This is a genomic window from SAR202 cluster bacterium, assembly GCA_016872355.1.
Taxonomy (GTDB): domain Bacteria; phylum Chloroflexota; class Dehalococcoidia; order Lucifugimonadales; family VGZY01; genus VGZY01.
On the sequence record VGZY01000004.1, the window covers coordinates 62,516 to 84,693 of the forward strand.

Here is a 22,178-nt window from a genome sequence, read left to right on the forward strand (position 1 = left end):
CGTTGTCGCGCCGGACGATGTCGGTACTGAGCCGCTTGGCTCGACCCTCACCGTATTGTAGTGAGGCCCCACTGTGGCTATTGCCGGGGACACGGCGTTCGACTGAGTACCCGTGACGCTTGAGGCCGGAACAGAAGAGGTCCCAAGCCGCCCTACCGTATTCAGGACTCGCCCGGTCGTTGAACCGGCGGGCGATACATTTACGGAGGCCGCCCCTGTGCTCGACGATGGCGACGCGGACGATACATCGGGCGCAGGCATGGTGAACGCCGGCCCGCTGATAGGCCCGCTGATAGGGCTCAACACGGTCTTCCACGGGAGGTAGGATGCGAGCACAAGTCCCGCGCCGGAGACCAGCGCTATGAGGGAAAGCGCACCCGCCGCCGCTCGCGCGAAACGGGACGTTCGCACTCTTTTGTTACCGTCCGAGTATCTGTTCATCGTTCCCCGGCCGCCCTTAATTCAAGCTATAGCCCAATTACAGAGCCTTCACGGAAGCGCTCAAATTAATGGCTAGAAAATCCAGGGCCAGGGTACGTCAATTCGCTGGATCTTGCTCTTGCCGGAGTTGCCCTGGGCCGAGACCGGTATCCAGATCTCCGTCTCCGAGACTCTCAGGAACCCGGTGGTATAGTTCCCCCCAGTGTCGAACGCGGTCTTGGAGTTCGTCTTTGTGTTGAAATAAACAATGGTTGGGACGTCTCTAGGCGTCCAGGCGATGGAGCTGATAACGTCTGAGGCGGTGATATCAAGAAGTTTGTATCCGCTGTAACTGTACTCAAGGAGCTGGTTGGTGAGGGGGTCCAGGCGCATCAATCTGGTAGCACCATTACTCTCTCCCGGCAGGCCATAGTTCTGTTCACCCGTAGGGTGGCGCGTCCAAACTGACAGGAACCAGGGCCGCCCGTCGGAGTCAACCACCGCGATCTTTCTGTAATGGCCTTTGGCAACATCGATCTCATGCATTCCGTACCCGTACAAATCCTCGTAGTAGCCGATCGGTTGCACCTTGATGTTCGGGTTGGTAGTGGGCGCCACGGTCCAGCGGGTAACCTTATTCGATGTGGTATCGAGGCTGGCAACGTGCAGTGTCGTGTCTCTCACGTGACCGGAGAACCAGACGGTTGTGCCGTTTACAACAATAACGGCCGCGTTCGCGGTGGTTGCATTGGGGACAGGCCACAGGGTCAGGTTATTGGTCCAGCGGTTCAGCCTCCCGATCTGAGAGTCCACCCCATCGATAGCGGAGGGCAAGGAGAACCAGATGTTCCCGTAGCTGTCGCGACCGTAGAACTTGATCAGGTGGGGCTCACCGGCGCAGCACATGGTAGTGGCAAGTGTCCACTCGGTAATGGCGTTCGTATCCGGGTTCAACCGGCCTACCTTTGCGCCGGCCAGCGTCACATACCAGGGGTTGCCCGAGCCGTCAACCCAGAAGAGATTCGCGTCACCGCCTGCTGTGGGGATCTGCCATCGGGTGAAGGTGTCTTTCTCCGGGTCCAGGGCGCCGATTATGTTGAGAAAAGGCTCGGTGAAGTAGAGTTTCCCACCGAAGCCAATGGCCATTGAACCGCCGAGGGTGTCGTTGGTCGGCCATTCGACGAGGTTGTTTGTCGCCAGGTCAAGCTGCCCTATTCTGCCCCGGTCCACTGACGGGTCCGATATAATTATGGACTCCGCGAAACACAGCTTCTGATTGGGCGCGTCCTTCACGAGGGCGTATGGGGTGTAGCTGAAGGAGTGAGGCAAGTTCCACTCAGTTGCGGTAGCGGAGCCTGCCAGGGCCTGGTAAGCGGGAAATGCGGAAAGGGCGACTGCCGAGACAACTGCAAGAGGCAGCAGGGCGTTGCGCCGCCGCGTTGCCAGAGCTACCACCATCAGCGCGCCGCCAATGGCGACGATGACTGCAACCGGTAACGCAGGACCATCGGAGCTCTCCGGCAGGCCGAAGGAAATCGGCGCCATGCCCGTGCTACGGGACGCCGTGGTGACTGCAGGCTCGACATTGAGGTACACAGGGGGCGCCCCGGCATCGATGGGGCTGATTGAAACGTCGATGTGGGCGGCAGTCTCTGCCGGCTGACCGGAGGCTGCGCCTTGCTGCAGGGCGTCAGCGGGGACGGCGTTCGCCGTCCACGCAAACATGCCGGCCACTGCTATCGCAATCAACGCCACCGCCGCCCCCAGCCACCCCGCCACCCGCGTGCTCGCCGGGAACCTGACGTACCTCATTTGTCGAACTCCTTCGGAATTTTATCCGCTTGACTATCTATTTCCTGGACCTGTGTGAGAATACGAGCAGCGTCAGCGACAGGCCGCCGATGCCTGCCAGAGATGCGCCCAATAGAAACATCGCCCACCGCGACCGGGCGGAGGCCGTCTCGTCCGACGGAGAAACGGTGGAGGAGACAGGGCGGATGCTGCTCTCTGCCTGGTCAGCGGTCGTCTCGAGCGGGGCCAGCGTGATTGTCTGGCCCTGGATCGTATTCTGCCCTACCGCAGGTTGCGGGCTGTTAGGCGGCGACTGCGCTGCTGCAGAGCCCGTCATGACGGCCGCGAATATCAAAGCCAAAAAGGGTGCTGCCAGATTTAGCCGGGCTCTAATGCGGCGAACTGATCGAGCACTCGTCTTTTTAAGGAAATGATTCGGCATGCGGGCTTGGGAAATCGTCATCACAACCGAGATTACGAGGTGTTGTTACCGAATTCGTCAATGCCTGTAGGTGCGCCATGCGCGATCTAGTGAGGGCCGGAGCGCCGTAGATGAAGACGCCATACAAGATACTTGCGGTGGTGCTGGGCGCGGTTGTGATCTATTTCCTGACGCTCAACCTGTGCGACAGCCAGCGTACGATGCGCGCGTCGGCGTGCCTTGAGATGGGGCTGTGCGACTACGACCCGAATGCGCCCTGCTGGTCCATCTTCAAGCACAATTTCGACCGGGTGGCGGACTGAGAAGTGTAGATCCGACCCGCCCTAGCCGAGGAGAACCCACGCGGCGGCAAGGATGATGGCGCCGATGGCGAAGGCCACGGCGAACTGCCTCTTGAGCGGGCTTCCGACGTGGGGAGGAAACTCCTCGGCGAACGAGAGGACTGCAAGGACGAGGACAATTGCCGGCACGGCGATAAGGAGCAGGACGCCGGCAACTACCCAGGCGCTCTCAGCGCCTTCCCCGCCGAACAGCAGCATATAGTGCGCCAGCATCGCGAAGAACATCCAGAGGGCGGCCAGGATTGAGGGCCACCCGGCAACGCGCCAAAGAAGGCCGGCGATAGCGAGCGCCGGGGCCGCAAAGAACAGGCCGGCAATCCACCCTTCCATGCTGCTTTCGCCCTTGAGCATCGGCAGCACGGCATCCCCGAGGATAAACATGGCAGAGAAGAGTGCCAGGCCCGCGACCGTGGCGCGACGAGGGGCGGTGAAAACGGCCACGCGTTGCATCCGGGCCTCTTTCTTGCGGGAGAAGTGCAGGCGAGACGGTCCATCGCACTATACTGCCGGAAGGCAGGCGGAGTCCAGCGTCACGCGGCAGCGGTGTCCAGGCTATCGGACCGCACCCCCGGGTGCGTACTATGCGCCGGCGCATAGCCCAGCTCCGTCAGCCTTGCCCGCAGCATTTCCAGCGCCTTGCGCTGGAGGCGCGAGACGTGCACCTGCGACATGCCCATCCGCTCGGCGATCTCCGCCTGCGTCAGGCCGCGGTAGAACTTGAGACGGATGATGGTCTGCTCCCGCGGGCCAAGCGACTTGAGGGTGTTGGCGATGTCTATGCGGTCGATAATTCCGTCGTGGACGGGATCTTCGACAGACAGAGGGGCTACAGAAGGCAGGTAGCCGGAATTTTCGAGGAGGGAGAGCACGTTTTCAAGCGGTACCACTGAGCCGGCCCCGTTTAGCTCCATGGCATCGTTTATGGCGTCTGTATCGAGCCCCGTCCACGCGGCCACCTCCGCCGCTGTCGGCAGGCGGCCGTGGGCCTGTGCGAGGTATTCGATCGCCTGCCCCACCATCTGCCTGTGCCGCTGCACGTCCCTGGGCACCCGAACGGAAAGGCCGTAGTCGCGCAAGTAGTTCTTTACCAGCCCCAGCACAACGGGCACGGCGAATGCGAGGAACTTCGTCCCGCGCCCCGGCTCGAAGCGGTCTATCGCATGTAGGAGGCCGATGGCGCCCACCTGAATAAGGTCTTCCATGGGCACGCCGGCGCGGCGGTACCGCTCGCACAGCCGCCGCACCAGCGGCATGTGCTGCAGCAGCAGGCGGTCCCTCTCCTCCGTGACCTCGGGAGAGGCAACAGGCCTTACCAGATCGATGTCGTCCCAGACTTCCAGCGCCAGCACCATACACTCACCTTGAACGGTCCCCTTAATAGTTAAACGCCACGAGAAGCCCGAAACGTTACAAATTTTCCCCGGACACTCTTTGTTGACACCCGTTTCTCCCAGGTTTACACTCGCACCCTAAATACATCAGGAGTACCGAAATGCGCGTGCTCGTAACCGGCGCGGCCGGTCGAATCGGCTCAACTGTCATAAATGGCCTCAAGCACAAGTACGAATTCCGCGGTCTGGACGTCGCTCCCATGCCCAATCTCAAGGACTCCATCGTCGGCAGCTCCAACGACTGGGCGACGGTCGAAAAGGCTATGCCGGGCGTGGATACGGTCATCCACCTGAGCAACAACGGCCCCGAGTGGGAGCAGGCGAAGCAGTCGATGATCGCTACGTACAACGTGTACGAGCTTGCCGCGCGCAATGGCGTAAAGCACATCGCATTCGCCAGCCGCGCCGGCCTCCTCCCTCGCTCCTACTACCCCCGCACCATGACGCGCACCGCCGACCTGCTCCCCAGGCCGGATAGCTACTACTCGATCACGAAGTCTTTCGGCGAGGCAATGGGCGACATGTACTCCGCGAAGCACGGGATCAGCATCGTCTCCGTTCGCATCGGCAACTTCAGCCTGGAGCGGGACAAGCCTGCCGACCCTCACCACCTGAGCCATGGCGACTGCGTACGGCTGTGGGACGCCGCGATCAGCTACAACGGCGGCAAGCACGTCCGCGTCTTCGGCGTGTCCGACAGCAACTGGCCGGTCTATGACCTGGACCACGGCCGCAAGACGATCGGCTACTACCCGCAGGACAAGTCCATCGTGCCGAAGGAGCTCCAGGTGGACGACCCGCCGAAGAAGAAGTAGGCGGCGCCGGTCGAGCATTCGCCTTCCGGCGGGAGATAGCGTCTCCGGCGCCGGCAGTAGCAAAAACCTGGGAGATTCCAATGAAAGTCCTGATCACCGGGGCGGCGGGCAATATCGGCACCGCCCTCATAAAAGCGTTCGACAAGAGCAAGTACCAGATCCGCGGCCTGGACATCCGGCCCATGCCCCTGCTGACCGACACGATCGTCGGCGACGTCACTGACTTCGCGACCGTGTCGCGCGCGACGAAAGACATGGACGCGGTGATTCACCTTACGAACGTGGGCGGCGAATGGCAGCAGGCCCTGCAGTCGATCACCGGCACCTACAACGTCTTCGAGTCCGCGCACCAGAACGGCGTGAAGACAATCGCGTTCGCCAGCCGAGGCGGCCTGTTCCCCCAGGCCCGCATACCCCGCAAGGTCCAGCGCACGGCAGACCTGCTCTGGTTCCCGGACTCCTACTACACGATCACCAAGGTTGTGGGCGAGGGCTTCGGCGATATGTACTCAGCGCGCTACGGGATGAACGTCGTCTCGGTGCGAATAGGCGGCTACGAGCCGTCCGGCAATCCGCTGATCGACCCTCACCAGCTCAGCGAGCGAGACTGCGTGGCGGCGTTCGAGGCGGCGATCAACTACAAGGGCGGCAAGCACGAGCGCGTCTTTGGGGTGTCCGACAGCAACTGGCAGCTCTACGACGTGGAGCACGGCCGGAAGGCAATCGGCTATTACCCGAAGGACAAGTCGGTAGTCCCCGAAGAAAAAATCCAGCGGTAGGAAGTTTTCAATGCGAGTTCTCATTGCCGGCGCGGCCGGCACAATCGGCACCGTACTTACAAAAGGGCTGAAGGACCGGCACCACGTCCGCGGGCTGGACCTGCGGCCCATGCCCCTGCTGGAAGACACCGTAGTCGGCAGCATCACGGACTGGGACACTGTTTCGAAGGCCACGCAGGGGATGGACGCCGTCATCCACCTTACGACCCTCGGCTACGAGTTCGAGCAGGCTATGGGGTCGATCACGGGCTCCTACAACGTGTTTGAGTCCGGGCGCCTGAACGGCGTGAAGGCGATTGCCTTCGCCAGCCGCGCGGGCCTTTTCCCCGGCAGCCGCATACCCAAGACCATCCAGCGCACCGCCGATACGCTCTGGTCGCCGGACTCCTTCTACACTATCTCGAAGGTTGTGGGAGAGGGCTTCGGCGACATGTACGCCTCGCGCTACGGCATCAGCGTGGACTCCGTCCGCATCGGCGGCATCGACCCCGTGGAGCCGGAGACGCCCAACCATCCGCATCGCCTGACGCACGGCGATTGCGTCCGCGTCTTTGAGGCGGCGATCAACCACCGCAAGGGTACACACGAGCGATCCTTCGGCGTGTCGGACGGCGGGAACTGGCAGCTTTACGACATGGAGCATGGGCGGAAGGCCATCGGGTACCATCCTCAGTCTGTGGCGGTTGTCCCGCCGGACAAGATCGGGAAGTAGGGTTCCGGTCGCTTCGGGCGCGTTGAGAGCCAGGCGTCCTCTTCGTTGCGGCCGGTGCCCGGCCTCTTCCCCGCTTGACTTGCTGCGTGTGCTAAAATACGCTTATCGAAATCTTAATCGGTATCGGCGACGACGGAGACGAGTAGCGGGAAGCGGCCGCACAGCGAGTCTGGCGGCCCGATGCAGATCGGGCCAAGGTGTGAGCAGACGCGACGCGCCCCGGCGAATATCACTCCCGAGCCGAGCTTAACGAAGGTGTCCTGAGGCCCGCCGCTCAGGAAACTAGGGTGGTACCGCGGGTAGATCATGCCCGTCCCTTGCGCAGGGACGGGCATTTTTGTTTGAGGTGGTCTCATATGTTCAAGCCGGTCAGCTCTAAAGTGGACTTTGTAGCCGTCGAGCATGCGATGCAGGAGTTCTGGGACAAGAACCAGGTCCGGCAAAAGTACCTCGAGCGCAACGACGGCGCGGAGAAAAGGTACTCCTTCATCGATGGCCCCATCACGGCTAATAACCCCATGGGTGTCCACCACGGCTGGGGCCGCACCTATAAGGACCTCTTCCAGCGCTTCAAGGCCATGCAGGGCTACGACCAGCGCTTTCAAAACGGCTTCGACGGCCAGGGCCTGTGGATTGAGGTCGAGGTGGAGAAGCAGCTCGGACTGAACTCCAAGCGCGACATCGAGAAGTACGGAATCGACAAGTTCATCGAGCTCTGCAAAGAGCGCGTCAGGAAGTTCGCCGCTATCCAGACCAACCAGTCGATCCGCCTCGGCTATTGGATGGACTGGGAGAACTCGTACCACACGATGTCGGACGAGAACAATTACTCGATCTGGCACTTCCTCAAGGTGTGCTTCGAGCGCGGCTGGGTCTACGAGGGCACGGACGTCATGCCGTGGTGTCCCCGCTGCGGAACCGGCCTGTCGCAGCACGAGATTGTGACCGAGGGCTACAAGGAGATCACCCACCCCGGCCTGTTCGTCCGCTTCCCGCTGGTGCAGAATGGCAGTCAGCAGTCGGCAGTCGGCAGTCAGCCGGAGGGGTCTGTTCCTCTCCCTCAGGGAGAGGCCTTTGGGCGCTTTGGCCCAAAGGGTGAGGGTGTTCCCCTGCCCGAGTCTCTCCTCATCTGGACGACCACTCCGTGGACGCTCACCGCCAACGCCGGCGCTGCCGTCCACCCGGACCTCACCTACGTGAAGGTGAAGGTAAAGGGCACCGCGCCCGACAAGGGCGACGAGGTGCTGTACCTCCTGAAGGAGCGCCTGTCCGTCCTCAAGGCGGAGCACGAGATCCTGCGCGAGATGCCGGGCAAGATGCTTGGGGGCCTCGTCTACCGCGCGCCGTTCGAGGAGCTGAAAGCCCAGGAGGGCGTCAAGCACCGAGTCGTCGTGTGGGATGAGGTCAGCCAGAGCGAGGGCACCGGCATCGTGCACAACGCGCCCGGCGCGGGCCAGGAGGACTTCGCTCTCGGCAAGAAGGAGGGGCTGTCCGTAATCGCGCCGCTGGACGAGTTCGGCAGCTTCGTCGAGGGGTTCGGTTCGTTCACCGGCAAGAGCGTCTTCGAGGTCAACAAGCCGATCTATGACAGCCTGCGCGAGAAGGGCGTCTTCTACCGGCTGGACCAGTACAAGCACCGCTACCCCGTATGCTGGCGCTGCAACACAGAGCTCGTCTTCAGGCTCGTGGACGAGTGGTTCATCTCCATGGACGAGCTGCGGCACATGATCGCCAACGTTGCCAAACAGGCGCGGTGGATACCGGAGTTCGGACTCCAGCGCGAGCTGGACTGGCTCAACAACATGCACGACTGGATGATCTCAAAAAAGCGCTACTGGGGCCTTGCGCTGCCCATCTACAAGTGCTCCTGCGGCCACTTCGAGGTCATCGGCAGCGAGACCGAGCTGGGCCTGCGGGCGATCGAGGGGTGGGACAAGTTCCAGGGACACTCCCCTCACCGCCCGTGGATAGACCACGTCAAGATCGAGTGCCCGCGGTGCGGCGGCAAGGTGTCGCGCATCAAGGACGTCGGCAACCCGTGGCTGGACGCCGGCATCGTGCCGTTCTCGACACTCCAGTACCGCCACGACAAGGAGTACTGGAAGAAGTGGTTCCCGGCGGACCTCGTCTCCGAGAGCTTCCCGGGCCAGTTCCGCAACTGGTTCTACTCCCTGCTGACCATGAGCACGGCTCTCGAGAACGCCACGCCGTTCAAGAACATCTTCACCTACGCCCTCATGCGCGACGAGAAGGGCGAGGAGATGCACAAGAGCAAGGGCAACGCAATCTGGTTCGAGGACGCCGCCGAGAAGATGGGCGCGGACTCCATGCGCTGGCTCTACAGCCGCCAGAACCCGCCGCAGAACCTGAACTTCGGCTTCAACGTCGCGGACGAGGTGCGCCGCCAGTTCATAATCCCGCTGCGGAACGTTTACAGCTTCTTCGTCACCTACGCGAATATCGACAACTTCGACCCCACGTCGCCCGCGCCCGCGTTGAAGGACCGTGCCGAGCTCGACCGCTGGATCATCTCGGAGCTCAACAAGCTCGTCGCGGACGTTACGAACGCCCTCGAGAACTACAGCCCGGACGGCGCGGCCAAGGCGTGCGAAGAGTTCGTGGAGTACCTGTCGAACTGGTACGTCCGCCGCAGTCGCCGCCGCTTCTGGAAGAGCGACGTCGACCAGGACAAGCAGTCCGCGTACTTGACGCTGTACGAGTGCCTGACGACGCTCACGAGGCTGCTCGCCCCGTTCATGCCGTTCCTGATGGAGGAGATGTACCAGAATCTGGTAGTCGGCAGTCAGCAGTCAGCAGTCGGCAAAGCCAAAGAGAGCGTCCACCTGGACGACTTCCCCGTCTCAGACCCATCGAAGATCGACACACGCCTGTCGGACGCTACCCGACTGGCGATGAAGCTCTCCAGCCTGGGCCGCTCCGCGCGCGCCAGGACCTCCATCAAGGTGCGCCAGCCGGTCGAGAAGCTCCTCGTGAAGCTGCGTGCGACGGAGGAGGCGGCCCTGCTGGAGCAGGTGGCCCCACAGGTGCGCGATGAGCTGAACGTCAAGCAGGTAGAAGTGCTCAAGGACGAGACGCAGGTCATGACCATCGACATCAAGCCGAACCTGGCGCTCCTGGGTCCCGAGTACGGCGCAAACATGCGCAAGGTCGTCGCCGCGCTCCAGGCGCTGCCGCCGATGGAGGTCTACGCGCAGGCGTCGTCCGGCAAGCAGGTCAAGGCGGGCGAGTTCACGCTGGAGCCTCAGGAAGTCCTCGTGAACATGTCCGACAAGCCGGGCTACTCGTTTGTCACAGAGGGCGGCTATGGCGCGGCGGTCACGACGGCCATCTCCCCGGAGCTGGCCCTTGAGGGCCACGCGCGGGAGCTGGTCCACCTCATCCAGAACATGCGCCGCACCGCGGACTTCGACATCGCCGACTACATAGTCACCTACTACCAGGGCGACGCCGAGCTGGACAGGGTGGTCGCCACCCACGGCGACTACATCCGCCAGGAGACGCTGTCGCGCGACATCGTCAAGGGCGCGGCCCCGTCCGGCGCCCACGCCGAGCAGCACAAGGTCAACGGCATGGCCGCGACCATCGGGGTGAAGCGGGCGTAGCAGAAACTATTGCACAGGTGCTATAGTATTTCGAGCGGACTGTATGATGGTCCAGTACATCGATCACACCGGCTCCGTTATTGTCCTCACCAACGAGGCGACGGCCCACATCTTGACCAGGCATCGAGAGATGGCCGGGGAGATGCATAAGATCGCATCGGTGCTGCTGGAGCCTGATAGAGTCCTGCCCGACAGCCGGTTTGCGGGCACCTACAGGTATTACCGGGCGTTTGACAGCATGGCGATGGGCCGGAAGTTCATCTGCGTGGTAGTGAAGAAGCTGCCGAACGAAGCGTTCGTGAAGACGGCGTTTCTTACTGGCAGGATCAGGTAGAGGTGGCAATTGGACAAGAAGATCAGCCTGTGGTACGACCCGGATGTGGACATACTTGAGGTCCTTTGGGATGAAGCCCCAGGTACTTTTGAGCCCATCGAGTCCGATGAGCGCATCCTCGAACGAATTGACGAAAACGGTGAAGCCCTCGGTTTCATGATCCAGGAATTCAGTACGCTCAAGGCGGAATCCTGGATCGACTTTCATGTCGGGGGGCGTCCTCGACCCGGCCTGGAGAACATGACCGTTGAAATGGCCGCCCGGGAGATCGGTGTTTCGGGCAGTCGCATGCGCCAGTTGCTGGCCGCCGGGAGAATTCAGGGCGCCCGAAAGCTCGGACGTGATTGGATAGTGCCGACGCCCGTGCGGATGGTCCCAGGCGAGCGTGGGCCGATCGGTGTTGCAGGCTCAAGGCCGGCGAAGTCCGCCCGTTCGTCAAAAAAGCCCTCTCCCGCCCCATCTGCAACATCGCAAATCTAAAACGCTTCCGCACCATAGGGGCGGCCCAGTGTGGCCGCCCTTAACCTTTCTGCGAAGATTGACGCCCGGAGCGTATTATCGGCCAATATGGTATACTTCCTGCCCCGCACACCAGGAAGGAGTACCATGAATCGCATCGTCGTCCTGGGCTCGACCGGCTCCGGCAAGACCACAATGGCGAAGCAGCTTTCACAGCGGCTCGGCATCCCGCACATCGAGCTCGACGCCTTTCGCTGGGACCCGAACTGGACAGAGACGACCAACGAGGTCTTCCGCCCCCGCGTCGCCGAGGCGGTGAAGGCCGACGCGTGGATCATGGACGGCAACTACGGGTTCGCGCGCGACCTTAGCTGGCCGATCGCGGATACGGCAGTGTGGCTGGACTACTCCTTCCCCCTGGTATTTATGCGACTCACTCGCCGCATCTTCAGGCGCAGCATCTTCCGCGAGAAGCTGTGGAACGGAAACGTGGAGAGCGGCTGGAAGCACTTCGTGACGAAGGACTCGCTTTACCTGTGGCTCGTCCGCAGCCACTGGCGCAGGCGCCGTCAATTGGCCCAGCTCATGGTTGATCCCCGCTACGCCCACATCCACTTTAACCCGCCTCAAGTCTGCCCGCCAGGCGCGCAAGTGGCTGTCTTCCGTTTCACCCCAGCCCGGCCCCCGGCCTACTCCACCGTGAACGGCAAGTTTCTAACCAGCTTGTCCCCTACCCATACGCGGATAACATATGTCCCCCCGCTGTCAATCGCGCCGAGATCGGTCCTGTTGACGCCGGCCACCAGAGTAGCGGAGTTGTTTGACTTCACCGTCCCCGACCTGCCGCGCTCCTGCAGGCAGAACCGCGTCACGACCTCCGACTTTGCGTCCGTCTCCACTACAACCGCGTCAGTCTTCCCAAACCTCTGCCCGTTCTCACCAATCGGAGGCGAGCCGCTCCCGAACTCCATGCTGGTGAAGAATTGGTCGAAGGCGGCGGTATCCGCGCTACCGGGCCCGCTGCACTCCTGTCTGGTAGGCAGCGGTGTGCCGTTAACGGATTGCGGTGCGCTCTCGCCACACGCGGCTATGGCAAGAAGGGCCAGAAACGTCAGTACCATCGTGGCAGCCGACGGCCGGAGCGACGCGATCATCTTGACCTCCATCGGGCGATATTTGGCCGGAGGGACGCCCAAGTCCCGCGTATCATGCGCCCGGGCGACTCTGGGGTGTAAAGGCGGAACGGCAGCAAGAAACTCGCACATCGCACAAATCCGACCGGATGTCGTATCATCCACTCGCGCGCATTCTGAGACACCGCACGGAGGGACTCATGGCTACTATCGGCAGCGGGAAGTATACCTACGAGATTACCGGCCAGGACTGGGGCAAGCTTCTTGAGGGGTGGTCCTACAAGGAGGCGACGGCCGTAGCCGTGGACGCGAAGGACAATGTATTCGTGTTTGGCCGCGGCAAGCCGTCAGTCATCGTCATGAACAGGGACGGCGAAGTCCTCCGCTCATGGGGCGACGGCCTCTTCACTAACCCCCACGGAATAACCATCGGCCCGGACGGCGCCGTCTACTGCGTGGATGTCGGCGACCATACCGTGCGCAAGTTCACGCCCGAGGGCAAGCTGCTGATGACCCTCGGCACGCCGGGCAAGGCGACGATGGACAAACCCTTCAACCGCCCTTCCCACGCGGCCGTAGACCCGCGCGATGGCAGCCTCTACGTATCGGACGGCTACAACAACGCCCGTGTCCACAAGTTCTCGCCGGACGGCAAGCTGCTGCACTCCTGGGGCCGGTCCGGTACCGACCCCGGCGAGTTCAACATTGTCCACAACGTTGCGGTGGACAGGGAAGGCTGGGTCTACGTCGCGGACCGGGAGAACCATCGCGTACAGGTCTTCGACTCAAAGGGCAAGTTCGAGTCCCAGTGGGTGAATCTTGCGCCAGCGTCGTGTATCTACGTGGATACGCGCGCCGAGCCGGTAGTATACGTGGGCGAGTTCTATGCCGGCCTGCCGGAGTCACCGAGCGGCTACGGCAACTGGACGCAATCTCGCCTTGGCCCGCGCCTTACGGTCCTGGACCGCAAGGGCAAGGTTCTGGCGCGCGTGGGCGACCGGCCCATGGGCCTGGAGACGGGCCAGTTCGTCGCGCCTCACGGCATCGCCGTGGACTCGAAGGGGGACGTGTACGTCGCGGAGGTATCGTTCTCGATCTACGGCTCAAAACAGACGCCGCCGCGCACCGTTCGGTCATTCCAGAAGCTCGTGAGGAAGGGATAGGGTCACCTGCCCCCATGGCTCAAAGAGCAGCGTTGCCCCGGGCTCGGGCAGGTCCACAACCGCCACCTCGCTCCCATCCGCTATGGTGTGCAGGTAACCTGTGATCCGCGGGTCCAGCCTGTCGTAGACCTCAAAATCGGGGATTATCACGCGCGTCACGCGGCTCCCGAGTTGCAGCTCTCCGGAACCGCGTTCCAGGTTCTGCAGGTTGTAGTCCGTGCGCCCGCCGGAGGCCGCGTAAAGGTGGCCCCACTGCCCTTGCAGGTCCCATCCCACGCCATAGACGCCGTACCGCGGCAGGTAGTAGGACGCCTGCCTGAAGCTCCCGCTGAGGGTCGGCATCGTCAGGACTACCGTCGACTCGGCGGGGTACCGACCGATGAACTCGGTCATCGATTTCCAGTGGAGATCGCTGGCGCGCGCGTTGTACTGGCGGAGCCGCCAGTCCTCCACAAACCCGTCCCCCGCGGCGACGTAGACGGCCTCTTTTATCGCCTCGTCGTTCCCGGGAAGAGACATTGCCTGGAGCCTGCCGAAGCTGACGATGTTCGCAACGACAAGCAGGGCGATCGCCCCGGCGCCCGCGTTCGATAGCCTGGGGATGGGGGCGAGAACGCCGAGTGTGGCGCTATTGGGGATGAGCCGGCGCGCGGCGACAGGCTGGAGCCGTTCGCCCGCCAGCATTCGGCCGAGCCAGATGAAGCCGATCGGTAGCACCATGAGCACGTAACCAACCTGCCCTGTATGCACGAGCAGGTACGTGGCCAGGCTGGGGATCGCCCAGAGCAGGAAGAAGCGACTGTCTTCCCGGGACAGCGGCGCAGGCCTCACCCCCGCGATCAGGCAGATCACCCAAACGACCAGCCCAACATTCATCCCGATCGCCAGGCCCACAGCCACCAGGCCCATGTTCTGTATGAGACCTGTCGGGTCCATGGTGAAGATGTATGTCCTGAACCCGACCAGAGACGCGAGGGCCATCGACTCCCTCACATACGCGTCGAGGCCGCCCGACGATACCAGCAGCGGGACCAGCCACGCAGTGTTCAGTGCGACAAACGCCGCGAAGATGCGCGCCCTCGTCTGCCACGGGAAGGCCCAGAGCGTGTACAGCCAGATGGGGACCAGCAGCACCAGACCGCTCTGCCTCAGCGCGCCCAGTAGCGCCAGCAGGAACGTCGCCACAGCCAGGTGTCCCAGTGAAACGCGCTTGCGGGCCACGTAGCACGCCCACAGCGCCGGGATGGCCACCGCGGCTTCGACGGCATACGTCAGCGCCACGGATGAGTAGTACCAGAGCACGGGCGACGTGCCGAAGAGCACGGCCACGGCGAGGGCGTGCCACCGGGGAAGGAAGCTCCTCGCGAGCCCGTAGAGCGCCGCCGTCGCTATGCCCCCGCTGAGGGTGCTCAGGAGCGTGAGCGCTGCATTTGCGTCGCCGGTAAAGGCCATCAGGGCCCGGCCCAGTCCAACATAGCCGATGTATCCGGGCGGGTGCGGCTGGTGGTGGAGAACGTCGAAGTGCTGCAACGCAAGCGCGAAGTTGACCGAGTCCCAGTTGATCAGGTACCCGGCCCGGAAGGGCGCCCTGAGTGCCACAAACGCCAGAGCTATGAGCGCCGCGATCTGCCAGTCCCGTATCTCTGCCCGGCCTGCGAGGCGACGCAACCTGCCCTGGGTGGCTGGTATCTCTGTCTTCTCCGGCGCGGGGGCAATCTCCAGGGTTTTGGCAGTCCATTGCTGAGGTTGGTCCATCAAACGTGACTCATACTCCAGGAAACGGGTTGAGGTGGGCGCGAGCGCGCCATATTTGAACCGTAACATATATGTTAACTACGACTAATCACACGAATCGGCGATTGAGCGCCGGGCAAGGTGTTACCGTTCAATAAGCCGTTGGTGGTATCGACTTCACGGAACAGTTGTGGTGGCGGGTTCAAGCGTTAGCTTCATGATGAAGACGTTATAGTCGCCATAGAATGTGGACATGGCAAAATACACGTCGGACCCTTCGATATGGGGAAGCATGAGCGGGCCGTACAGGGAATGGTAGTCATCGGAGTGAACGACAGGGCGCTCGTCGCCCCACGGTCCGGTGAGCGAGTCCGCAGTCCGCAGAACAATGTTGTGCGTAACCTCGTTCAGGTACATCATCAGCCACTTTTCGTGGTATTCGCTCCAGCGGACCGAGAGCTCCCCGACCGGCCAACCGACCACCTCCGCGGCTTCAGCCGGCTCGCGCGTCCAGGCGGCGCCGTTCCAGTACTCATACCGGTCATACTCCAGGAGCTGCTCCCCGGGCACGCGAAACAGCTTCAGCGGCCCGAAACGGCTTGCGCCGGTGCCGAAGACGTAGATGTTCCCCTCATGCTCCACCATTGAGACCATGGCGTAGGGCGAGTTCCCTATCCACCTGGCAGTCTCGTGCTTGGTCCACGTGTTGCCCATGTCATCAGAGAACGCAAAGCCCGACCCGTTCACGACGGGTATCTTGTATCCCCACCATTGCTCTTCCCAGTCCTTTACCAACATGTAGTGGATGTACATCCGGCCCCCGAACGCGATGGCCGAAGTGGGCACGGCCGTGTACTCTTCCTTTGGCTTTTTGAGCGCTGAGATAAGCTCCTTCGCGTTGCCGTCCGCCCCTTTCAGCATGTCGGTCACGATGTAGCCTGCTTCCGGGTGGCGCTCCACTATCCCCAGCGTGCTGGTGCGCCATTGCGCGCCTTCTACGCCGTCCCGCCCCCACGTATCCCCGAAGACCATATTAATGCGGCCGTCCATCTCAAAACTGATGCCGAGGTCCGTTCCGACAACGTTCCACCGCTCGTCGGTCTTCCCGGCCGAGCCGCGGCCCGTAAGTTTCGACACTAGCCTCGGATTCTTTACCACGAGGCCGGGAGTAAGCAGGGCAAGAGTGCTGGTTGTGCTGGTGGAGGCAGTGGCGGGCGCCATTGGAGCGGGGCTCGGAGTCGGGGGAGCGGCGGTCGGGCCGGCTGAGGGAATGAGGGGCCCCGGCGTTGCGGCATCAACCGGCGCGGGCCCAGGTGTGGCTGTCGGAGGGGGCTCTGTTGGAGTCGGGACAGTCTGCGTTGCCTCGGGCGATGGGCGTGACGACACCGGAATAAAGGCGGGATATCGGGTCGGTGTGATGGGGATGGGCGCGGAGACGGAGCTCCTGCCCATGGGGGCGTGCGAAGGTATAGTCTTGGCTGTCAGGCCTATCTCGTTGCTGACGGCTATCGCTGCCCCCACCCCGATAGAAAGCATCCCCGCCGCAAGCAGACCCAGCCGCCTCCGCATCAACCGCCACCTCACAACAAAGCGATCACATATCCACTTTAGCAAAGAAATGGGCGCACTGGGTTAGACTACAAGGGCAGGCCATGGGGGTGTTTACCCGGTGCGTTCAGCGAGGGTGACTACGGCGGTGTTGATCTGGCCGGCGCGGATGTACTCCACCTGCACATGGTCTCCTACCTTGTAAGACCAGAGCACGTGCAGCCACGTCTCCACGTCCGGCGTCTGGAAGCCGTCTATCCGCGTGATGACGTCGCCTATGCGGATACCGGCAGTGTAGGCCGGCCCCGTGCGGGAGATCTGCGTCACAATCACGCCCTCGCGCACAGGCAGCCGCAGCTCATTTGCGATGGCGCTCGTGACGTCCTGGCCGTCGAAGCCTATCGACGGGCGCACCACGCGCCCGAAGTTGATGAGGCTCTCTATCACGGGCACGGCGGTATCCGCGCTGACTGCAAAGCCCAGACCGGTCTGGCGCAGGATTGCCTGCGTGACGCCCACCACGTTGCCGTTCATGTCTATCAGCGGGCCACCGCTGTTGCCGTCGTTGATCGCGGCGTCCGTCTGGATGAGCCCGTAGAAGGACCCGGCCTCGGTGTTGATCGTCCGGTTGAGGCCGCTGACGATGCCCAGCGTTACCGTGGGCCCGCCCTTCAAGGAGAGCGCGTTACCGATGCTCAGGACCCAGTCCCCTACCCTCATCTTGTCATTGTTGGCAAAAGTGGCGGCCGGCAGGTTGTCCGCCTCAATCTTGAGTATGGCAATGTCGGTGACCGAGTCCCGGCCGACGAGGCGCGCCGTGTAAGACTGGCCGGTCGGCAGGTTGACAATGATCTCTCTTGCGCCGGAGATCACATGGTTGTTGGTAACGATGTAGCCGTTAGGACGGATGATGAAGCCGGAGCCCGCCCCCTCCTCGCTGTAGAGCGTGTAGAGTCCGCTCACGAGCGATCTCACGCTGATGGACACGACCCGCGGCTCAACGCTGTCCACCAGGTCGGCGATTGAAGGGAGGGCGGTTAATGCAGCCAGCGGCGGCATCTGTCCAGTCGATTGTCCAAGCGACGCGGCGGGCTGGGTGGGAGCAGGCGTGGGAGCGGCCGGCGCTGCGGGGACGGTGGTGGCGGTGGGAGGTGGCAGCGGCGTAGAAGTCGGCGGGACGGTCGTCCCGCACCCGGTGGCCGCGATAACAAGAAGCCCGATAGCGATTGCTACCAGGCTGGCGATTCTACGCTGGGCCGGGTTTTTCGACGACCTTGAGCCGTACACGGAAGAATCCTGTACAAAGGAGTTTCAGGCTGTGCATCTCCCGCGGGATACTCGCCACGTAGGACGCATACCGCGATGTTACAAGGGCCCCGAACAACACAATCATAGCCGAGAGGTATACCCAGGTCAACAAAGTCAGGAGCGCGCTCACGGAGCCGTAGAGCACATGGAAGCTTGGGTATGTTCTCACGAACCAGATGAACCCTGAATTGGCCAGATCGAACGCCACCGACGCCAGCAGCGCGCCCGGCCAGACATGGCCCATCGGCACCCTTGTGTTCGGGAGGTAGCTGTACAGTATTAAGAACGTAAGGAAGGACAGTCCGGGTAGTAGCAGCCTGTCCAGCCACCCCCACATGAAGGTGTTGAAGAACTCGGACTCCGGCGCGACGATCATGACTAGACTGTGAAGCGCCGCCATTGCGGGTCCGGTGAGCAGGAACAGACCGACTATCACGGCCGCGCCGATTACGAGAGCGAAATCAATGAGCCGCTCTTTCAGGAAGGGCCGCGTCTTCTTGATCCCCCAAGCGGCGTTGATCCCCTTGCGGATCGCACCGAAGACCGTGGTGGCTACCCACAGAAGGCCGAGAATACTCGCGATTCCTGTTATCGCCCTTGCCCGAATTATGCTCTCCATCGTGTCGTTCACGAACTGGCTTGAGACGGGCATCAAATGGGCAATGCTGCGGGCCAGGTTGAGCTGCTCTTGCTCAGCTCCAGGACCCAGGCCATAGGCCGAGGCGGCCACTATCGCCAGGAAAAGCGGGAAGATTGAAAACAGTGTGTAAAAGGAGATAGCCCCGGCTATATAGGGGCAGTTCTTATCCAGAAAATCGTTGACCGTGTCGATGAGGAAAAGGACGAACCTGACTGCCGGCAAACCGCGCTCCGTGACGGCGGAATTTGTCAACATAGAATGGCATGTTCCGTCACGATACTACCCCCAAGTCGATACCCTGTCAAGGCGAACGTGGGTCATCCGGGCGGGCTGCTACCTTGTTGCACAGGCTTCGTCAGGCGGCATACAATGCCGCCAGCGACCGAGAAATTTCCCCTCCAGGAGCAGAATATGCCATCCATACAGATCCTCGATTCGGGCAGGATCGACGAGCGCGAGTCCGCTTTTCCCCAGTGCGCGCAGATGCCGAACGGCGACATCGTGTGCGGCTACTGCTGGGGCGCCGGCGCGAGCGGCACAGGCTCGTCGGACTGGTCGCGCTCGACGGACGGCGGCAAGACATGGACGCGTGAAGGGACACTCCTGGCCAAGACGGACAGCACCGGCAACCACCTCAAGATAAGCGGCTCCGCAGACGGCAAGACGCTCTTTGCCTACGGCGGGCGGAACTACCGCGAGCCCGCGGAGAGGTTCGGGGACGGCAGGACCGAGGCGGTGTTCGTGAAGTCCACCGACGGCGGCAAGACATGGTCGGGGCCTCAGGCCGTGCCGATGATGGGCTTCAACCCTATCGAGGTCTCGCACGGCATCCTGGCGCTCAAGAGCGGCAGGCTCCTGGCGCCGTGCGCGACGCTCCCCAAGGGCAAGCTTGGCGAGCAGATTTTGGCGGCAGTGTCCGACGACGGTGGCAAGACGTGGCCGCGCCACGCTGTTGTAATGAAGGATCCCAACGGCAAGAACGGCTACTTTGAACAGAAGCTGGCGGAGTACGCGCCGGGGAAGCTCATCGCCACCGCCTGGACCGTGACCCTCAGCGACGTGGCAGACCTAGAGAACAGCTACACCCTTTCGAGCGACGACGGCCTCACCTGGTCTGCCCCCGTTTCAACCGGCATACGCGGCCAGACGATGTCCACCCTGCCGCTCGGCGGCGACCGGCTGCTGGTGCTCTACAACAAGCGGTACGGCGACCAGAAGATCGTCATGCACCTGGTTACGTTCACGGACAAGAAGTGGACTATCCACGCCGAAGAGACCTTGTACGACGCGAAGGCCAAGCACGAGAAGCCGAAGGATATCAAGACGGGCGTGGACGAGCTTGCGGCCTTCAAGTTCGGCTTCCCCACGGCGGTCCGCCTCAAGGACGGCACAATCCTCGCCACCAACTGGTCGCAGGAGAGCGGCAAGACCGGCATCCGCTGGACTAAGCTCAAGGTGAGCTGGTAGGGGGTTAGAGGCCCGCATCGAAGGTTGAGAAGACAAAGGGACGGGCTATCAGCTCGTCCCTTTGTCTTCTGCCAGTTGCAGAATCCTTTTCACGAAGTCGTCTTTGGCGTTGGAGTATGCGATGCGGTCATTGCCGAGCCGTGCCACAAGCTCCTGCTTCAGCGCGACACACTGGTCAAACGCATCACGATGGGTGCTAAGGTAGTCGCGGAATGCCACGCGCTTGCGCCAGCCTTCGCTCTTTAGCTCCCACGTGTGAATCTGGTGCGTTCTCGGCAGGCTGCTCATCGAAGGCTTCTAGAAGTAGAGGTGGTCAGGCTCGCCCTCAAAAACGGATCCTCTGCTGCGGTAACCGAGCGCTTCCAGCGGAGCAATGCATTTGCTGTGATCCTCCAGCATGGGGATTACCACGACGATATCCATAGTCGGCTTTGCGGGCATGCCGGGTATTGACGTGCTGCCAATGTGGTGAATTTGTAGTGCAAGCGGGCCAAGGCCCGTCTGAATGGCCGTCCTCTCCGCGAAAAACAGATTGGGCCATTCCGGCGCGTAGGGAACGAGCACGGCCTTCCCTGGCGGAGTTCCGAGTATTGTGCTAGTGTCCATGCCGTAGTTCCCCGTCTGAGAGCGCCGCCTCGATGGCCTTGATCAGCGCCCGCGCGGACTCTGCGCTCAGCTCCACGGAGACGCGCGCCGAAGCGCCGCGCTCGGGGTTCGTGAAGTCGATGATGAGCGCTTCGTCCATCTGCGCGTGGTAGGGGTGGTCGGAGACCACCTGGGCCTGGGCCAGATGGAACCAGCCGTTCGCACCCTTCGCGCTGCCGGCCATCGCTGCGATTTCAATCGTTCCCGCGCACATGAGGCACCTCCGTTATGGTTTCATCATCCACGTTCAACGTGAGGGGCGCACGCAGTGCGCCCCTACGAAATCCGGCCCATTGACGCCTCAGTCACACCTCTGCATCCTGTTTCCCAACGCCCAACACCCAACACCCAACACCTCGAAGACCCCGCATGAGCGCAGCGAATCGGGGCAACACCGGCTGTTGGTCTGGCCGACTGCCGACTGCTAACTGCCGACTGCTAACTGCCCCCTCACCCCAGCCACCGCTCCCACCAGCCGAATACTTTCTGCCAGCCGTCCACGGCGGCGGCCTGACGGTAGCTTGGCCGGTAGTCTGCGAAGAAGGCGTGGCCGGCGTTTTCGTAGACGTGGAACTCGTACGTTTTGCCGTGCTTTTTGAGCTCCTGCTCCATGCGTTTCACGTTGTCCAGGGAGGGGCTCTTGTCCTCTGCTCCGAAGAGGCCCATGAGGGGGCAGGCAAGATTCGCAGTCATCTCGATTGGCGCGACGGGCTGGCGGGGGTTCACGTCTGTGGGGTTGTTGGCCACGACCCTGCCGCCGTAGCAATCGATGGCCGCGTTAAGGTCCGGGATGTTGCAGGCGACGAGGTAAGTCTGGCGTCCGCCTGAGCAGAAGCCCATAACGCCCACCTTGCCGTTTGAGCCGGGCAGCGAGCGGAGGTGCTTCGCCGCGCCGGCGACGTCGCCGATGACCCGCGCGTCCGGGGGGCCGCCGGCGGCGCGGACAGCGGCAGCCACGTCGTCCGGCTCCCCCGGCCCCTCGCGGTGGAAGAGGTCCGGCGCAAGGGCCAGGTAGCCGTGGGCCGCCATCTTTCGGGCAACCTCTTTGATGTGCGGCACGAGGCCGAAGATCTCGTGGAGGACTATCACCGCGCCGGCCGGACCCCCGCCGGCGGGCGCGGCCAGGTAGCCGGATATCGTGTCCCCGTTGTGGCCTTTGAATTCCACCTGGCCCGCATGCATCGCCTCGGTACGTGGCATAAGCAATCACCTCACGAAGTCGCGATATTTCGGTAGGGGCGGGTCTCAGACCCGCCTGCTCCAACTAATTCGATTTTCCGAGTTTTGATTTATGCCTTGCCCGTTGGGCTTGGCTCAGGGAACACGGCCCTTCAGCAACTGTCTTGGAAGTCAATAGAGATTCTGGCTCTTTCAGCGTTTTGTCGTCGGATTTTTTGGACAGTGCTCCGCCTTGCTGCCAATGGGCAGCGCCG

Annotated in this window: 23 protein-coding genes and 1 pseudogene; 10 read left to right on the forward strand and 14 right to left on the reverse strand. The window is 62.4% G+C overall.

Annotated features, from left to right (window positions below; translation table 11 throughout):
* Window positions 1–513: 513 nt before the first annotated feature.
* Together FJ319_01935 and FJ319_01940 are read right to left on the reverse strand one after the other, a co-directional pair.
* Window positions 514–2,232 carry a hypothetical protein gene (locus FJ319_01935; GenBank protein MBM3933056.1) on the reverse strand — a complete coding sequence of 573 codons (1,719 nt, stop codon included), beginning with the start codon at window positions 2,230–2,232 and terminating at the stop codon, window positions 514–516.
* 37 nt (window positions 2,233–2,269) lie between these two features.
* Window positions 2,270–2,548 (reverse strand): hypothetical protein, encoded by a 279-nt coding sequence (locus tag FJ319_01940; GenBank protein MBM3933057.1) that lies wholly within the window; start codon window positions 2,546–2,548, stop codon window positions 2,270–2,272.
* Between the two features lie 215 nt (window positions 2,549–2,763).
* On the opposite strand from FJ319_01940, the gene FJ319_01945 reads away from it, so the two are divergent.
* Window positions 2,764–2,955: a hypothetical protein gene (locus tag FJ319_01945; GenBank protein ID MBM3933058.1), complete on the forward strand. Its 192-nt coding sequence runs from the start codon at window positions 2,764–2,766 to the stop codon at window positions 2,953–2,955.
* A gap of 21 nt (window positions 2,956–2,976) precedes the next feature.
* On the opposite strand, the gene FJ319_01950 is transcribed toward FJ319_01945, so the two are convergent.
* Together FJ319_01950 and FJ319_01955 are read right to left on the reverse strand one after the other, a co-directional pair.
* Entirely contained in the window at window positions 2,977–3,444 is a 468-nt protein-coding gene (locus FJ319_01950; GenBank protein MBM3933059.1) for a hypothetical protein, read from the reverse strand.
* An 80-nt stretch (window positions 3,445–3,524) separates the two neighbouring features.
* Complete coding sequence (locus FJ319_01955) at window positions 3,525–4,346, reverse strand: sigma-70 family RNA polymerase sigma factor (protein MBM3933060.1); 822 nt, start codon at window positions 4,344–4,346, stop codon at window positions 3,525–3,527.
* Between the two features lie 140 nt (window positions 4,347–4,486).
* On the opposite strand from FJ319_01955, the gene FJ319_01960 reads away from it, so the two are divergent.
* From FJ319_01960 to FJ319_01970, 3 genes are all read left to right on the forward strand, one after another.
* The gene (locus tag FJ319_01960) at window positions 4,487–5,200 is read left to right on the forward strand and encodes an NAD(P)-dependent oxidoreductase (protein MBM3933061.1); all 714 of its coding nucleotides are present in this window, start codon (window positions 4,487–4,489) and stop codon (window positions 5,198–5,200) included.
* A gap of 80 nt (window positions 5,201–5,280) precedes the next feature.
* A complete protein-coding gene (locus tag FJ319_01965) occupies window positions 5,281–5,979 on the forward strand; it encodes an NAD(P)-dependent oxidoreductase (GenBank protein ID MBM3933062.1) in 699 nt (232 codons plus the stop codon).
* Between the two features lie 10 nt (window positions 5,980–5,989).
* Window positions 5,990–6,691: an NAD(P)-dependent oxidoreductase gene (locus FJ319_01970; protein MBM3933063.1), complete on the forward strand. Its 702-nt coding sequence runs from the start codon at window positions 5,990–5,992 to the stop codon at window positions 6,689–6,691.
* A gap of 113 nt (window positions 6,692–6,804) precedes the next feature.
* On the opposite strand, the gene FJ319_01975 is transcribed toward FJ319_01970, so the two are convergent.
* Window positions 6,805–7,026 (reverse strand): hypothetical protein, encoded by a 222-nt coding sequence (locus FJ319_01975; GenBank protein MBM3933064.1) that lies wholly within the window; start codon window positions 7,024–7,026, stop codon window positions 6,805–6,807.
* A 21-nt stretch (window positions 7,027–7,047) separates the two neighbouring features.
* Between FJ319_01975 and FJ319_01980 the strand changes: the two genes are divergently transcribed.
* The 4 genes and pseudogenes from FJ319_01980 to FJ319_01995 all read left to right on the forward strand — a co-directional run bounded on the left by FJ319_01980 (window position 7,048) and on the right by FJ319_01995 (window position 11,810).
* Window positions 7,048–10,314: an isoleucine--tRNA ligase gene (locus FJ319_01980; GenBank protein ID MBM3933065.1), complete on the forward strand. Its 3,267-nt coding sequence runs from the start codon at window positions 7,048–7,050 to the stop codon at window positions 10,312–10,314.
* A 43-nt stretch (window positions 10,315–10,357) separates the two neighbouring features.
* Window positions 10,358–10,648 carry a hypothetical protein gene (locus FJ319_01985; GenBank protein MBM3933066.1) on the forward strand — a complete coding sequence of 97 codons (291 nt, stop codon included), beginning with the start codon at window positions 10,358–10,360 and terminating at the stop codon, window positions 10,646–10,648.
* A gap of 9 nt (window positions 10,649–10,657) precedes the next feature.
* Window positions 10,658–11,128 carry a DUF2283 domain-containing protein gene (locus tag FJ319_01990; protein ID MBM3933067.1) on the forward strand — a complete coding sequence of 157 codons (471 nt, stop codon included), beginning with the start codon at window positions 10,658–10,660 and terminating at the stop codon, window positions 11,126–11,128.
* 126 nt (window positions 11,129–11,254) lie between these two features.
* Window positions 11,255–11,810, forward strand: a pseudogene (locus FJ319_01995) (adenylate kinase).
* On the opposite strand, the gene FJ319_02000 reads toward FJ319_01995, so the two are convergent.
* Complete coding sequence (locus FJ319_02000; GenBank protein ID MBM3933068.1) at window positions 11,797–12,261, reverse strand: hypothetical protein; 465 nt, start codon at window positions 12,259–12,261, stop codon at window positions 11,797–11,799. The pseudogene FJ319_01995 and the gene FJ319_02000 overlap by 14 nt on opposite strands.
* Window positions 12,262–12,440: 179 nt before the next feature.
* Here FJ319_02000 and FJ319_02005 point away from each other — a divergent pair, with 179 nt between their 5' ends.
* A complete protein-coding gene (locus tag FJ319_02005; GenBank protein ID MBM3933069.1) occupies window positions 12,441–13,403 on the forward strand; it encodes a hypothetical protein in 963 nt (320 codons plus the stop codon).
* On the opposite strand, the gene FJ319_02010 is transcribed toward FJ319_02005, so the two are convergent.
* From FJ319_02010 to FJ319_02025, 4 genes are all read right to left on the reverse strand, one after another.
* Window positions 13,374–15,158 (reverse strand): hypothetical protein, encoded by a 1,785-nt coding sequence (locus tag FJ319_02010; GenBank protein MBM3933070.1) that lies wholly within the window; start codon window positions 15,156–15,158, stop codon window positions 13,374–13,376. The two genes, FJ319_02005 and FJ319_02010, sit on opposite strands and share 30 nt — an antisense overlap.
* Before the next feature lie 156 nt (window positions 15,159–15,314).
* Entirely contained in the window at window positions 15,315–16,358 is a 1,044-nt protein-coding gene (locus FJ319_02015) for a DUF4185 domain-containing protein (GenBank protein MBM3933071.1), read from the reverse strand.
* A 441-nt stretch (window positions 16,359–16,799) separates the two neighbouring features.
* A complete protein-coding gene (locus tag FJ319_02020; protein MBM3933072.1) occupies window positions 16,800–17,972 on the reverse strand; it encodes a PDZ domain-containing protein in 1,173 nt (390 codons plus the stop codon).
* On the reverse strand, window positions 17,932–18,888 hold the full coding sequence (locus FJ319_02025; GenBank protein MBM3933073.1) for a YihY/virulence factor BrkB family protein: 957 nt from the start codon (window positions 18,886–18,888) through the stop codon (window positions 17,932–17,934). Before FJ319_02025 ends, FJ319_02020 begins: the two co-directional genes overlap by 41 nt.
* A 3-nt stretch (window positions 18,889–18,891) precedes the next feature.
* On the opposite strand from FJ319_02025, the gene FJ319_02030 reads away from it, so the two are divergent.
* Window positions 18,892–20,100, forward strand: coding sequence for an exo-alpha-sialidase (locus FJ319_02030; protein MBM3933074.1), 1,209 nt, complete (start codon window positions 18,892–18,894; stop codon window positions 20,098–20,100).
* A gap of 48 nt (window positions 20,101–20,148) precedes the next feature.
* Here FJ319_02030 and FJ319_02035 read toward each other — a convergent pair whose 3' ends face one another.
* From FJ319_02035 to FJ319_02050, 4 genes are all read right to left on the reverse strand, one after another.
* Complete coding sequence (locus tag FJ319_02035) at window positions 20,149–20,388, reverse strand: GrpB family protein (GenBank protein MBM3933075.1); 240 nt, start codon at window positions 20,386–20,388, stop codon at window positions 20,149–20,151.
* 9 nt (window positions 20,389–20,397) lie between these two features.
* Entirely contained in the window at window positions 20,398–20,706 is a 309-nt protein-coding gene (locus FJ319_02040; protein ID MBM3933076.1) for a GrpB family protein, read from the reverse strand.
* Window positions 20,696–20,959, reverse strand: coding sequence for a hypothetical protein (locus FJ319_02045; protein MBM3933077.1), 264 nt, complete (start codon window positions 20,957–20,959; stop codon window positions 20,696–20,698). Before FJ319_02045 ends, FJ319_02040 begins: the two co-directional genes overlap by 11 nt.
* Window positions 20,960–21,195: 236 nt before the next feature.
* The gene (locus FJ319_02050) at window positions 21,196–21,945 is read right to left on the reverse strand and encodes a dienelactone hydrolase family protein (protein MBM3933078.1); all 750 of its coding nucleotides are present in this window, start codon (window positions 21,943–21,945) and stop codon (window positions 21,196–21,198) included.
* Between the last annotated feature and the right edge of the window lie 233 nt (window positions 21,946–22,178).

Bases quoted from the DNA above. Each gene is read 5' to 3' on its own strand.
- FJ319_01935 (MBM3933056.1), bottom strand. From the start codon at position 2,232: ATGAGGTACGTCAGGTTCCCGGCGAGCACGCGGGTGGCGGGGTGGCTG.
- FJ319_01940 (MBM3933057.1), bottom strand. From the start codon at position 2,548: ATGACGGGCTCTGCAGCAGCGCAGTCGCCGCCTAACAGCCCGCAACCT.
- FJ319_01945 (MBM3933058.1), top strand. From the start codon at position 2,764: ATGAAGACGCCATACAAGATACTTGCGGTGGTGCTGGGCGCGGTTGTG.
- FJ319_01950 (MBM3933059.1), bottom strand. From the start codon at position 3,444: ATGCAACGCGTGGCCGTTTTCACCGCCCCTCGTCGCGCCACGGTCGCG.
- FJ319_01955 (MBM3933060.1), bottom strand. From the start codon at position 4,346: ATGGTGCTGGCGCTGGAAGTCTGGGACGACATCGATCTGGTAAGGCCT.
- FJ319_01960 (MBM3933061.1), top strand. From the start codon at position 4,487: ATGCGCGTGCTCGTAACCGGCGCGGCCGGTCGAATCGGCTCAACTGTC.
- FJ319_01965 (MBM3933062.1), top strand. From the start codon at position 5,281: ATGAAAGTCCTGATCACCGGGGCGGCGGGCAATATCGGCACCGCCCTC.
- FJ319_01970 (MBM3933063.1), top strand. From the start codon at position 5,990: ATGCGAGTTCTCATTGCCGGCGCGGCCGGCACAATCGGCACCGTACTT.
- FJ319_01975 (MBM3933064.1), bottom strand. From the start codon at position 7,026: ATGCCCGTCCCTGCGCAAGGGACGGGCATGATCTACCCGCGGTACCAC.
- FJ319_01980 (MBM3933065.1), top strand. From the start codon at position 7,048: ATGTTCAAGCCGGTCAGCTCTAAAGTGGACTTTGTAGCCGTCGAGCAT.
- FJ319_01985 (MBM3933066.1), top strand. From the start codon at position 10,358: ATGATGGTCCAGTACATCGATCACACCGGCTCCGTTATTGTCCTCACC.
- FJ319_02000 (MBM3933068.1), bottom strand. From the start codon at position 12,261: ATGATCGCGTCGCTCCGGCCGTCGGCTGCCACGATGGTACTGACGTTT.
- FJ319_02005 (MBM3933069.1), top strand. From the start codon at position 12,441: ATGGCTACTATCGGCAGCGGGAAGTATACCTACGAGATTACCGGCCAG.
- FJ319_02010 (MBM3933070.1), bottom strand. From the start codon at position 15,158: ATGGACCAACCTCAGCAATGGACTGCCAAAACCCTGGAGATTGCCCCC.
- FJ319_02015 (MBM3933071.1), bottom strand. From the start codon at position 16,358: ATGGCGCCCGCCACTGCCTCCACCAGCACAACCAGCACTCTTGCCCTG.
- FJ319_02025 (MBM3933073.1), bottom strand. From the start codon at position 18,888: ATGTTGACAAATTCCGCCGTCACGGAGCGCGGTTTGCCGGCAGTCAGG.
- FJ319_02030 (MBM3933074.1), top strand. From the start codon at position 18,892: ATGGCATGTTCCGTCACGATACTACCCCCAAGTCGATACCCTGTCAAG.
- FJ319_02035 (MBM3933075.1), bottom strand. From the start codon at position 20,388: ATGAGCAGCCTGCCGAGAACGCACCAGATTCACACGTGGGAGCTAAAG.
- FJ319_02040 (MBM3933076.1), bottom strand. From the start codon at position 20,706: ATGGACACTAGCACAATACTCGGAACTCCGCCAGGGAAGGCCGTGCTC.
- FJ319_02045 (MBM3933077.1), bottom strand. From the start codon at position 20,959: ATGTGCGCGGGAACGATTGAAATCGCAGCGATGGCCGGCAGCGCGAAG.
- FJ319_02050 (MBM3933078.1), bottom strand. From the start codon at position 21,945: ATGCCACGTACCGAGGCGATGCATGCGGGCCAGGTGGAATTCAAAGGC.